The following is a 12991-nucleotide window of genomic DNA, read 5'->3' as shown; positions in this document are numbered from 1 at the left end:
AAATAATATAATCTCAGCTGTATAAATTTAATGTCCCCCTTCGGGGATCAAAAATCCCTCGCCTTTAGGCGAAGGGAAGATATAATGAAATTGCTTTAGCAATGAATTTATATCAAGAAATATGAGAAGTTATAGAAAGAATAGTCATAGTCAGTATGATTTAAAAGTGCATCTTATATGGATACCAAAATATAGGAAGAGAATATTGATAGGCAAAGTATCGGAAAGGACTAGAGATTTACTGAGGCAGATTTGTATGGAACATGAAGTACATATAATTTCAGGGAAAATATCATGTGATCACGTACATATGTTTATCTCATATAAGCCGCAAATATCTCTTAGCAAGTTAGTACATTATTTAAAAGGCATTAGCTCAAGAATTTTATTGCAAGAATTTACTCATTTACGAAAACAATTTTGGGGCAATCATTTGTGGGCTAGGGGCTATATGGCAGTCAGTTCAGGTAATATAACTGATGAAATGATACAGCACTATATTGATGAACAGGAAGGTGAACCTGTGAATGATGATCGATTTCTAATCGATTCCACTTTATAACCCCTCAGCTTATAGCTGAGGGTTGTTTAGTTGGTTGAATTAAGCAAAAGCTTATAATCTTTATAATAAGATAAATAATAATTTTATTTTGAAATCGGGCGAGGAAATGACCTCAAACCTTGATTTCTACAACTTTTCTTTATAATAGCAATTATAAACATTGATTTGCTACTGCTAATAAATTAAGGAGGTAGTGTTGTTTCAAAAAGTTATTAAACATTTAAGTCATAATTTATCTAAACATGATATTACCGCTAAAATAACAGGTAGAATTAAACATCCCGTATCAATTTTATATAAATTGTATCGTAAGGGGATAAAAATAGAACAATTAACTGATATCTTCGCAATTAGGATAGTGGTATTAGATGAAGAAAAATGCTATAAAACTTTAAAAATAGTACATAATTTATATGAGTATGAAAAAGATAAGCTAAAAAATTATATTGATAATCCTAAACCAAATGGTTACCAATCTTTACATACTGTTATTATAACTGAAGATCAATATAGTATAGAAATACAGATACGCGATGAAAATATGCATTATCATGCCGAAAGCGGCGGAGCAGCACATTGGAGGTATAAAAGCGATTTAATTAACGCATTAAAATTTTAACTCGTTATTTAAATTCATTTTGGAGTCAATCATAATTTTTGTGTAAATTGTTAAAAATCATTTTCTAATAATTCATATTTAAAATTTCCACATAGTATCTCAAATTGATTCAAAGCAAGAGACCATTCTTTAATAGGCATGGTCCACTTTTTTGCAGCATGTTTAAGAGCTAAGTAGACAATTTTTGTGATAGATTTATCATCTGGGAAAACCCCTTTATTTTTGATAATTTTACGGATTTGTCTATTTACCGATTCTATCGTATTGGTAGTATAGATTACCTTTCTAATCTCTTTAGGGAACGCAAAGAAAGGTACTATACCACTCCAATTACGTATCCATATATCAGAAATAACTGGGTATTTACTATCCCATTTTTTAGCAAACTCTTCTAATGCTAAATTAGCCATATTCTCATTATTTGCTGTATAGATTTGTTTTAAGTCAGCTGCTACTTCTTTAAGATTTTTGTAAGAAACGTACTTTAAAGAATTACGTACCATATGTACTATACAAAGTTGTACTATGGTATTTGGGAAAACACTGTTTATTGCATCTCTAAAACCTTTAAGACCGTCAACACATGCTACATAAATTTGTTCTACACCTCGGTTCTTTAATTCGCTTACAACCTGCATCCAAAACTTTGAACCCTCATTCTTGCTAATCCAAATACCCAAAAGCTCTTTCTTGCCTTCTATATTTATACCAATAACAAGGTAAACAGCCTTATTTATAACTATATTATTATCTCTTGCTTTTACCATGATGCAATCTAAATATACAATTGGGTATATTCTATCTAATGCTCGGGCTTGCCATCTTATTACCTCTTCCATAACTCCATCTGTAATAGTCGAGATAAGCTCCTTAGATACTTCTGTATGATACATTTCCTCTAAATGGGATTGAATCTCACTCATGGTCATACCTCTTGCATAAAGTGAAATAACGCTATCATCAAATCCAGTGAATCTTCTAACTCCCTTAGGAATTAATTGAGGCTCAAAACTATTGTCTCTATCTCTTGGAATATCAAGTACTATCTTTTGACCACTGTCATCTATTACTGTCTTTTCGCTCGTACCATTACGACGATTGCTATCTTGCTTTGATGCCTTGCTATGCCTCGAATAACCTAATTCATGACTTAGCTCGTCCTCTAGTATTCTCTCTACTAACCTCTTCTTTAATTGCTGAAACAATCCATCCTTTCCAAATAACTCTTTAGGATTAGATTGGGATAATATTTCCTCTACTAACTTATTATTTATATCTGCACTTCTAACACCAGCTTCTATTTTCTTAGCCATATTTTTTACCTTTGTTCTAGTTGTATTTTAACAGTATTTCTTTCTCTGTTGCTTTACAATTTACACAAAATATATGATAGACTCTCCTCATGTTCTTTATATAAAGTTTTAAACTGTCCGCCAGTGTTAGCCTGATTTTTCGGTAATGCAAAAATATAAAAATTCTCTTTTGGATAATCTTTAATTTGATTATTATCGAGAACTTCTTTTAATAAACCGTTATCATAAGCTCCGCCATTAAATAGAATTATCGGTCCATGCTCCTTTAATTCTTGATAAGTCAAATCAGATATTTGCTTATTAAGCTTTTTAGCAGCTACTTCTCTTGCAATTTCAATACCAAGTCTCATTCTATTACAGCCATCTTCTTTATCTACAGCCCCTATATTTTGGGTATGAGAAATAATAGGCATTTTGTTATAAGAATGTCTTGCTGATAAAACCCATACATATTTTATATCTTTGTCTATTTGGGGATTTTCGGTTACATAAATATTTTGTATCTCTGAAATGAAACTCTTAAGTACCTGTTCATTATTAACCTCTAAATTATTAAGATCAGTTATTATTTGCTCAAAATGCCGATCTTGAGTAATTTTTTGATAATGCTGAAATCCTAGAACTGAAACTATAGCTATAATAATTACAGAAATAGCTATATTAAAATTTTTGCAGCTTTTCATATTGTGATAAAGTAATTAGGTTGAAATATGGGAGAGACATATCACGGCTTAATCGTAATATCAAGCAAAATAACTTTTGGTAACTGGTATTACTATTTTCCGTCATTGCGAGGAAATTACGGAGTAATTGACGAAGCAATCCAGAAAAAATAATATTAGTATTTTTAACTGGATTGCCGCGTCGATGCTACGCATCTCCTCGCAATGACGGAAAAATTGATCCATTTTATATCCTACCGCCAGCATTCATCGCTAAACTTGCCGAGACGAATTTTTCGAGATCGCCATCAAGTACGCCTTTTGTGTTGGAGGTTTCATAATCGGTACGTAAATCTTTTACCATTTGATATGGCTGTAAAACATAAGATCTAATTTGATGCCCCCAGCTATTATCCGTCTTTGCGGCATTCTGCTCGTTAACACTATCGGTGCGTTTTTGCATTTCAAGCTCATAGAGTTTAGCTTGCAGCATTTTCATAGCCTGAGCTTTATTTTTATGTTGCGATCTGTCGCTTTGGCATTGTGTAACAGTGCCTGTAGGTATATGGGTGATGCGTACCGCTGAATCGGTAGTATTAACGTGTTGTCCTCCCGCTCCTGATGCTCTAAAAGTATCGATCCTTAAATCTTTATCCTCAATGGTAATTGCTATATTGTCGTCAATTTCTGGATAGACCCAGCTACTGGCAAAGCTAGTCATACGTTTGCCTGCCGCATTAAAAGGAGAAATACGCACCAACCTATGCACGCCTGCTTCAGTTTTAAGCCAGCCATAAGCACGCTTACCGATTATCCTAATCGTGCATGATTTTATGCCTGCTTCTTCGCCGTTAATCATATTAATGATCTCAGTTTTGAAGCCTAATCTTTCGGCAAAACGTAAATACATACGCATCATAATAGAAGCCCAATCGTGACTTTCTGTTCCTCCCGCTCCGGCATTTATTTCTAAAAAGCAGTTATTATTATCAGCCTCACCTGAAAACAAACACTCAGTTTCAAATTTTGCGGCACTAGTGCTTAAATTTTGTAAATCTTTCTCAACTTGCTGCATTATCTCAAGATCATTTTCAGCTTCAGCCATTTCTTCAAGCTCTAATGCATCTTTTAGATTAGACTTAATTTTATTATAAGCTCCTAATTGTTCTTCTAGATTGCTTTTTTCTCGTAGTAATTTTTGAGCATTAGCCTGATCATTCCATAGATCGGGACTAGCCGCTAACTCCTCTAACGCTACTAGTCTAGCTGATGACGTTTCGACGTCAAAGTGACCTCCGAAGCAGTTCTAAAGACTGCTCAATTTTCTTAACGTAATTCTCTATTTCTGCTCGCATTATTTTTTCCTGTTATATATTTTGGTTTTGTTATATTATATGTCATTCCCGCAAAAGCGGGAATGACATATAGGGCGTGCAATAATACCGTGCCTTTGTGAGATGGTAATGACCCCAATAAACAAACGCAAATTATATCACAATAATTATGAATAATCAAAAATATATAAGGAACTTCTCAATAATCGCTCATATCGATCACGGCAAATCTACTTTGGCTGACCGGTTAATTGAGTATTGCGGCGGCTTGCAGGCAAGAGAAATGAGCCAGCAAGTACTAGATTCAATGGATATTGAAAAGGAGCGGGGTATAACGATCAAAGCCCAAACAGTGCGGCTTGTATATAAGGCTAAAGACGGCAATACTTACTACTTAAATTTGATGGATACCCCTGGGCATGTCGATTTCGCTTATGAGGTTAGTAGATCGCTTGCAGCGTGTGAGGGGTCGTTGTTAGTGGTTGATAGTACGCAAGGGGTAGAGGCACAAACTCTTACCAATGTTTATCAGGCAATTGAGAATAATCATGAAATAGTGCCGGTACTGAATAAGATTGATCTTCCGGCGTCAGAACCTGAGCAGGTAAAACAACAAATAGAGGATATAATTGGGATTGATGCAAGTGAGGCAGTACTGATTTCTGCCAAAAGTGGTATAGGTATTGACTTAGTTTTAGAAGCGATCGTAAATAAGTTGCCTCCACCGAAAGAGAGTAGTACAGATATTTTAAAAGCATTGCTTGTTGATAGTTGGTATGACCCGTATCTTGGTGTGGTTATTTTAGTGCGTGTTATTGACGGATCATTACGTAAAAATATGAAAGTCAAAATGATGGCGACAAATTCGGTTTATACAATAGAAAATGTCGGATATTTCACTCCTAAAAAACATATTTCGGATGTTCTGCATGCAGGGGAAATCGGCTTTTTCACTGCTTCTATAAAGCAGGTAGCAGATTGTAAGGTTGGAGATACTATTACCGATGAGAAAAAACCTTGCCTTGAAGCTTTACCAGGTTTTAAACCAAACTTGCCGGTAGTATTCTGCGGGCTTTATCCGACGGATAGTGCCGAATTTGAGCATTTAAAGGATTCGCTGGCAAAACTTCGTCTTAACGATGCAAGTTTTGAGTATGAAATGGAAAGCTCATCAGCTCTAGGGGTTGGTTTCAGATGCGGCTTTTTAGGGTTACTACATTTAGAGATCATACAGGAACGTTTAAGTAGGGAGTTTGATTTAGATTTAATTACTACCGCTCCAAGCGTGGTGTATAAAATTCATATGCGTGAGGGTGAGAGTCTAGAGATTCATAATCCTGCTGATTTACCTGACTTACAAAAAATTGACTCGATGGAAGAGCCTTGGATCAAAGCAACTATAATGGTACCTGATGAGTTTTTAGGTGCGGTATTATCGCTTTGCACTGAAAAAAGAGGAATTCAGTTAGATCACAACTATATAGCAAATAGGGCAAAAGTAGTATATAAATTGCCACTAAATGAGATAGTATATGATTTTTATGATCGGTTAAAAAGTTGCTCAAAAGGTTATGCAAGTTTTGAATGGCAAATGGATACATACGAACCTTCCGAACTTGTTAAGCTTGGGATTTTAGTTAACGGCGAGGCGGTTGATGCATTATCGACAATTGTGCATCGCTCACGTGCTGAGCAAAGGGGTAGGGCGTTATGTGTAAGGCTAAAGGATTTAATACCGAGACAGCAAATTGATATTGCAATTCAAGCAAGTATCGGCAGCCGTATTATTGCCCGTGAGACTATTAAGGCATTGCGTAAAGATGTTTTATCCAAATGTTATGGCGGTGATATAACTCGTAAGCGTAAGCTGCTCGAGAAACAAAAAGCCGGTAAGAAGAGAATGAGGCAGTACGGCAATATCGACATCCCACAATCTGCCTTTATTGCTGCATTAAAAATAGGGGATGAGTAAATATTGTTATTGGGAGGAGGTGTTGCCTATGTGGATCAGTTTTTCTGTCATTGCGAGGAAATTACGAAGTAATTGACGAAGCAATCCAGTTAAAAAATGCTAATTTATAGCATTTTTTATTATTTTTTCTGGATTGCCACGCTCATTTCATTCGCTCGCAATGACGACTTAGTATCCACGCAACAAAGCCTTCCTGCGTAGGCGGGAATGACCTACGGTTATTAGGGTAAAAGATTAGACACTAACTATTAAAAAACTCGGATTTAACTATATCCGTTTCGCCACCTAAAGTAGTAGGATTTTTCTCAATAATTTCTTCAAGAGAAAAGAATACAGATTTAGAGAGTCAATCATAATTTTTGTGTAAATTGTTAAAAATCATTTTCTAATAATTCGAGGGTGTCAGGAAGTTTGTGTAAGTTGTAAAAATAGTTAAGAATAAAAATAACATAAACAACTTACATGGAGCTAATATGAAGAACAATAACAAAGTATCAAATCCAGCTATAGAAAAATTAGTATCAGAAATACTATCACAAAGTGATCCATCTGAAATATTTGGTAAAGAAGGGATATTTCAGGGAATTAAAAAGCAGATAGTAAATAAGATTTTAGAGAAAGAAATGGAATCTCATATAGGTTATGAGAAACATTCTAAAAATGAGAAATACTCAGATAACAGACGTAATGGTAATTATGAAAAGACTCTAATAGATCCAGAAGGTCGTAAATTGACAGTAGAAGTGCCAAGGGATCGGGATGGAGAATTTGAACCTCAACTAATTCCAAAAGGAGTGCGTAAATTTGAAGGATTTGATGATAAAGTAATATCCTTATATGCTCGGGGAATGACCATTAGGGAAATACAAGGGCACTTAGAAGAACTATATGCCACCAAGGTATCATCTGAGTTAATATCAAAGGTAACTGATGGTATTTTAGAGGAAGTAACTGCTTGGCAGAATAGAGCACTTGATAATGTATATCCTATAATGTACTTAGATTGTATTCATGTTAAGGCAAGAGATAATCATGTAATAATAAATAAAGCGGTTTATCTAGCTATTGGAGTGAATATGGAGGGCAAGAAAGAGCTATTAGGAATTTGGATAGGCAAGAATGAAGGGTGTAAATTTTGGATGCAGGTAGTAACAGAACTGAAGAATCGAGGAGTTGCACAAATATATGTTGCATGTGTTGATGGTCTTAAGGGTTTTCCAGAGGCGATAAATAGCATTTTTCCAAAGACGATAGTGCAGTTGTGTATTGTTCATATGGTAAGAAATTCTGTAAAATACGTATCATACAAAGATCTAAAAGCGGTAACAGCTGATTTAAAAGCAGTTTATTCTGCAATAAATGAAGCAGAGGGATTAAGAGAATTACAAAACTTTGCCAAAAAATGGGATGAAAAATATCCAGTTATTTTTGACATATGGCAACGAAATTGGTCTGGCATAGCTCCATTTTTTAGCTTTCCGGAAGACATTAGGAAGGCGATTTAGACTACTAATGCTATTGAATCCACTAACCGTCAAATTCGTAAAATTATTAAAAATAAAGGAGTATTTCCAGATGACAAATCGATTCAGAAAATAATCTTTTTGGCGTTGACAAATGCCTCTAAAAAATGGACAATGCCTATTAAGAATTGGGCGATGGCTTTAAATCAATTTGCTATACTTTGTGATACTAATTTACAAAATTGGGCAAATGGAGAAATCGTACTTACACAAAAAATCTGACAGACCCCATTTCATTCGCTCGCAATGACGACTTAGTATCCACGCAACAAAGCCTTCCTGTGTAGGCGGGCATGACCTACGGTTATTAGGGTAAAAGATTAGACACTAACTATTAAAAAACTCGGATTTAACTATATCCGTTTCGCCACCTAAAGTAGTAGGATTTTTCTCAATAATTTCTTCAAGAGAAAAGAATACAGATTTAGAAGAAGTATCCACTAATTTAGAACCTTTTTTAGATGGTTGATTAGTTTCAGCAGAATCCGAAATATACCCCTCATCTTTAAAATCACTTTTATTAATTACTTTCATATCTTCTATTATCTCTTCTTTCAGTTTATTTATAGCTTCTGTATAACTTTTAAATTTTGAAGTATCAGCTTCATATTGAATTAATAGTTTGCATATAGCTTTATATGTATCATTTTTGGGCTCATCCATAAGTGCGGATAATGCTATAAGAATTACTGTGCCTCTTTCTAAAAATTCAGCATTAGGATTACCGCCATGCTCTAATAAAAATTTAAGTGTTTCTACATAATTAGATAAGTCTTTTTTTGTTTCAGAATTCGAACTTTTGCAATAAGTGGGATCATTAGCTGGTATTGCAGCATTTACTAATAAAGCAACAAGATCTTCTGAATAATCATCGTGAGCTGTTGCACCATATTCGAATAGCTTTTCTAAAATTTCTACATTACCTTTTAGTATTGTGGATATAATACCTTGAGATGCGATAGCACCATTTTTTAGGAGATAATTTATTACGTCAATATGTTCTTCCATGGTGGCAATACTTAATATAGCCCCTCCATGTAAAGGATTATTAATTGTAGTATTAACATCAAAATTTTTTCTTCAATAAAATATTGAACTAAATCTAAACGACCTTTATGAACTGCTTTATAAAGATACTCATCAGGAAGTTCTGATGAAGATAAGGAAATTAATGTTTTAATTTCTTCTAGGGTATATTCATGACCTATTGCAAAATAAATAACTTCATTTATATCAACTTTTTTTGCTAATAACTCTGTTATTATTTTTTCATCTTTTAGCTTAATCGCTCTATTTAATGCTGTTCCATGTTTAGGATCAACATAGTTGATTTGATTGGTTTTTATAAGTTTTTGAATATCGGCTTTTAAAATTTGTTTTTTAGTTTTAAAAAAATTTCCTAGAGCTAAAGAGGAAGATTTTTTCATGATAATTTACCTTAATTAATTTATAGCGGGCGTACTATAAAGTAATAAAGGTAAATTATCAATATAAAATATTAACTAAATATTAAAGAATTAACTATCAGTTTACTTTCTTAATCTTTAGTTGTAGTTTGTGGTTTTCTAGCTCGATTTCACTAATATGATCAGGAGTAAAATCTTTAGCAAATTCACCTAAGGTTTGCTCTTTAATAAACTCACCATAAATATCGATTATTTTTGGTAAATCTATATCAATTAAAATTCTATCCGTTATAGCAAAATCGGCATTTTTTCGAGCTTGTTGTATAGACCGCACAATATCTCTAGCTATTCCTTCGTCTATTAACTCAGAGGTCAGCTCTAAATCAAGTATCAGCAGACTGCTATTATGGGCAAAGCTGCTAGCACCTTTAATATGCGAATGTGGTTCTAAGATTAGCTTATATTCATCGCTATTTAAAGTCTCATTACAGATCCTCAAGCCGCCAGAGGTTGCTTCCCATTCATTCTTTTTAGAGGCAGCTATAATATCTTTCATTTTAGCTGGCAGACGCTTACCGAGCATTGGAAAATTAATCGATAATTTTTTAACTGCATAATTCTCTAAATCATCACGATAAATTACAGATTTAACATTGATTTCATCTTTAATTAAATCTTCAAAATCTTTCAATTTATCGTTATTTTTGCTAATAATAGTTATGCTGCTAAGCGGTTGTCTTACACGTGCATTTTCACTACTTCTGATGAATAAGCTGTTACTGCAAATATCTAATACAGTATCCATAGTATCCACTAGCTCGCTGTTTATTTCAAATTTTGAAAGATTAGGGTAGTTGCAAAGATGGACGGATAAACTGTCATTTTGTACATCCTTTATGTCATTCCCGCGTAGGCGGGAATCCAGGAATACAGATTTTTCTGGATCCCCGCTTTCGCGAGGATGACAATGAAGTCCCAAATATATCGCTTCCGAGATAAGCGGCACGAGCGATGACATCGCAATAGCCATAGTCTCTAAGCAGGTGTATAACGTATTATAAGCATTTTGCTTGTCTAGATCTTTTTCGCTTTTCCAAAATCTAGCTCTGCTTCGTCTGATATACCAGTTGTTTAGTACTTCAAAAAATTCTGAAACAGCATGATAAGCTATTTGAGTATCAAAATTGTCTAAACTTTCTTTAATCTTTTCTACTGCTATTTTGAGCTTGGATAATATATATACATCAAGAACGTTTTCAGATGTAAAATTTAACTCACCTTTAATATGGTCAGCGTTAGCATACATCGTGAAGAAATGGTAAGCGTTCCAGATAGGCTTGATAAATAAACGCAGCGTATCAAATACCATTTTGCCGTCTTTATCAATCAGTAGCTCTTGCCCTTTAACTACATTGGAAGAAAGCATTGTTACCCTTAAAGCATCAGAGCCATATTTATCGAATAGCTCCAGTGGATCGGCATAGTTATTTAGACGCTTTGAAAGCTTTTGACCCGTAGCATCTAAAATTACCCCATGGCATATACAATTTAAAAACGGCGGACGATCGAATAGGGCAGTAGATAACACCATTAAAGTATAGAACCAGCCACGTGTTTGTGCGGAATACTCAACTATAAAATCTGCCAGAAAATGATCCTCAAACCACTGCTTATTTTCAAAAGGGTAGTGTGCTTGCCCGTAAGGCATCGAGCCGCTTTCAAACCAACAGTCAAATACGTCTTCTATTCTACGCATTGTTGATTTGCCGGTTGGATCGTTGGGATTGGTCCCCGTTAACTCATCAATAAATGGACGATGTAAATCAGTAATTTTAACACCAAAATCTGTTTCTAGTTCTTCTATAGAGCCGTAAACATCTATGCGTGGATATTTCGGATCGTCAGACTTCCATACTGGCAAAGGCGTCCCCCAGAATCTATTACGGCTTATTGACCAATCCCTAGAATTCTCAAGCCATTTACCGAATAAATTGTCCTTAACGTGGAAAGGTATCAAATTAATTTGCTGATTCAGCTCTACCATCCTGTCTTTAAATTCGGTAACTTTTACATACCATGACGGAACAGCTTTATATATAAGAGGCGTATCGGTTCGCCAGCAATGCGGATAATTATGGATATACTGCTCGGTTTTTAGCCAATTTCCTTGTTCTTTTAACTTGATTATTATTTTGTCATTTGCATCAAATACTTGTAAGCCCTCTAAATCAGGTATTTCTTTGGTAAACTTACCGCTATTATCCACGGGGCAAACGAGCTTTATGCCTTTCGATTCACAAAGTATTTGATCATCTTCACCAAACCCAGGAGCCATATGTACCACGCCCGTACCATCACCCTCAACAACAAAATCGCCAGCAAATATCTTAAAGCTATTCGGATGATCTTTGAAATAATCAAATAACGGCTTGTAACTTAGTCCTTGAAGTTCTGAGCCTTTGATTATCGTAAATTGCTCATCGCCTTTTAGCTCTAATTCTTTAGCGTATTTAGAAACAGATGAAGCAGCTATGATATAACAGACATCGCCTTTAGGAACTAACGCATAATCGATATCGCTACCAACTGCTAAGGCTAGATTTGACGGCAATGTCCAAGGGGTAGTCGTCCAGGCTAAAACACGATACTCTATGTCATCCCCGCGTAGGGGGGATCCAATTTTTCCTGGATTCCCGCTTTTGCGGGAATGACATCGGTTATATTTTCAGGATGACATAATTCAAAACTAACTGTTACAGCTTTATCTGCTCGCTCTCTATATGAATTATCAAGTCTTGTTTCAAAGTTAGAAAGCGGAGTTTCGCATGCCCAAGAATATGGCATAACTCGCATAGATTCGTACAATAATCCTTTATTATATAACTCTTTAAATGCCCAAAGCACAGATTCCATAAAATTCTTATCCATTGTTTTATAAGAATTCTTAAAATCCACCCATCTTGCTTGACGTGTTACATATTGCTCCCACTCACCGGCATATTTCATTACTGAATCTCTACAATGAGCGTTAAACTTCTCTATCCCAAAATTAGTAATAGCAAGACGCCCTGAAATACCGAGTTCCTTTTCAGATTGCATTTCAGCAGGTAGTCCGTGACAATCCCAACCAAAACGGCGTTCTACTTTTTTACCTCTAACTGTTTGATATCTAGCATATACGTCTTTAATAAAACTGGTTAGTAAATGTCCATAATGCGGTAACCCGTTAGCAAAAGACGGACCATCGTAAAAGATAAACTCAGCATCCCCCTCTCTAATATCAATAGATTTTTGGAATATGTTATTATCCTGCCAAAATTTCAATATTTCTTTTTCTATGGTAGCAAAATCAGCATTTGAGCTAACTTCTGGGTAATATTTAGTGTTTGTCATTATTTTGTAAATTATTTATTATAACAGTTTAGTTTATTATAATGTCATCCCTAGCTAAAGGCGGGGATCAAGCATAAAGCGAGACAAAGCAAGCTTTTAGCTTTAGAAACTTATTGTGTTTATGCTTTTTTTCTGGATTCCCGCCTCCGCGGGAATGACATAAGTGATCCACGCAACAATGCTCCGCGGGAATGACATAGTAACTAA

The 12991-nt window shown here is 34.9% G+C and carries 8 protein-coding genes and 2 pseudogenes; 4 read left to right on the top strand and 6 right to left on the bottom strand.

Annotated features, from left to right (window positions below; translation table 11 throughout):
- Positions 1-121: 121 nt before the first annotated feature.
- Positions 122-562 (top strand): IS200/IS605 family transposase, encoded by a 441-nt coding sequence (gene tnpA / locus BA173_RS00135; protein ID WP_095568241.1) that lies wholly within the window; start codon positions 122-124, stop codon positions 560-562.
- A 196-nt stretch (positions 563-758) separates the two neighbouring features.
- On the top strand, positions 759-1181 hold the full coding sequence (locus tag BA173_RS00130; RefSeq protein WP_016947910.1) for a bifunctional (p)ppGpp synthetase/guanosine-3',5'-bis(diphosphate) 3'-pyrophosphohydrolase: 423 nt from the start codon (positions 759-761) through the stop codon (positions 1179-1181).
- Between the two features lie 50 nt (positions 1182-1231).
- On the opposite strand, the gene BA173_RS00125 is transcribed toward BA173_RS00130, so the two are convergent.
- From BA173_RS00125 to prfB, 3 genes are all read right to left on the bottom strand, one after another.
- Positions 1232-2494, bottom strand: a complete 1263-nt coding sequence (locus BA173_RS00125; RefSeq protein ID WP_095568240.1) for an IS256 family transposase — start codon at positions 2492-2494, stop codon at positions 1232-1234.
- Between the two features lie 53 nt (positions 2495-2547).
- A complete protein-coding gene (locus BA173_RS08095) occupies positions 2548-3177 on the bottom strand; it encodes a hypothetical protein (RefSeq protein ID WP_162267396.1) in 630 nt (209 codons plus the stop codon).
- Between the two features lie 226 nt (positions 3178-3403).
- Positions 3404-4511, bottom strand: a protein-coding gene (gene prfB / locus BA173_RS00120; RefSeq protein WP_143548566.1) for a peptide chain release factor 2 whose coding sequence is annotated in 2 segments (ribosomal slippage) — positions 3404-4441 and positions 4443-4511 — 1107 coding nt in all. Because the reading frame shifts where the segments join, the coding sequence is not laid out codon by codon here.
- A gap of 148 nt (positions 4512-4659) precedes the next feature.
- Here prfB and lepA point away from each other — a divergent pair.
- Together lepA and BA173_RS00110 are read left to right on the top strand one after the other, a co-directional pair.
- A complete protein-coding gene (gene lepA, locus BA173_RS00115; RefSeq protein WP_068041564.1) occupies positions 4660-6462 on the top strand; it encodes a translation elongation factor 4 in 1803 nt (600 codons plus the stop codon).
- Positions 6463-6935: 473 nt separating this feature from the next.
- Positions 6936-8207 (top strand): annotated as a pseudogene (locus tag BA173_RS00110) (IS256 family transposase).
- Between the two features lie 105 nt (positions 8208-8312).
- Here the strand turns inward: BA173_RS00110 and BA173_RS08295 are convergent.
- From BA173_RS08295 to ileS, 3 genes and pseudogenes are all read right to left on the bottom strand, one after another.
- Positions 8313-8993, bottom strand: coding sequence for a hypothetical protein (locus tag BA173_RS08295; RefSeq protein ID WP_232505946.1), 681 nt, complete (start codon positions 8991-8993; stop codon positions 8313-8315).
- An 11-nt stretch (positions 8994-9004) separates the two neighbouring features.
- The gene (locus tag BA173_RS08290) at positions 9005-9412 is read right to left on the bottom strand and encodes a hypothetical protein (protein ID WP_232505945.1); all 408 of its coding nucleotides are present in this window, start codon (positions 9410-9412) and stop codon (positions 9005-9007) included.
- A gap of 97 nt (positions 9413-9509) precedes the next feature.
- Positions 9510-12784 (bottom strand): annotated as a pseudogene (ileS, locus tag BA173_RS00100) (isoleucine--tRNA ligase).
- Positions 12785-12991 lie beyond the last annotated feature (207 nt).

Source organism: Rickettsia sp. MEAM1 (Bemisia tabaci) (assembly GCF_002285905.1).
GTDB lineage: Bacteria > Pseudomonadota > Alphaproteobacteria > Rickettsiales > Rickettsiaceae > Rickettsia.
The sequence above is the reverse complement of the archived record's forward strand: the minus strand, read 5'-3'. Positions and strand labels throughout refer to the sequence as shown.

What these genes read in the sequence shown, in the direction of transcription:
- BA173_RS00125 (WP_095568240.1), bottom strand. Translation starts at nt 2,494, where the DNA reads ATGGCTAAGAAAATAGAAGCTGGTGTTAGAAGTGCAGATATAAATAAT.
- BA173_RS08095 (WP_162267396.1), bottom strand. Translation starts at nt 3,177, where the DNA reads ATGAAAAGCTGCAAAAATTTTAATATAGCTATTTCTGTAATTATTATA.
- BA173_RS08290 (WP_232505945.1), bottom strand. Translation starts at nt 9,412, where the DNA reads ATGAAAAAATCTTCCTCTTTAGCTCTAGGAAATTTTTTTAAAACTAAA.
- lepA (WP_068041564.1), top strand. Translation starts at nt 4,660, where the DNA reads ATGAATAATCAAAAATATATAAGGAACTTCTCAATAATCGCTCATATC.
- BA173_RS08295 (WP_232505946.1), bottom strand. Translation starts at nt 8,993, where the DNA reads ATGGAAGAACATATTGACGTAATAAATTATCTCCTAAAAAATGGTGCT.
- tnpA (WP_095568241.1), top strand. Translation starts at nt 122, where the DNA reads ATGAGAAGTTATAGAAAGAATAGTCATAGTCAGTATGATTTAAAAGTG.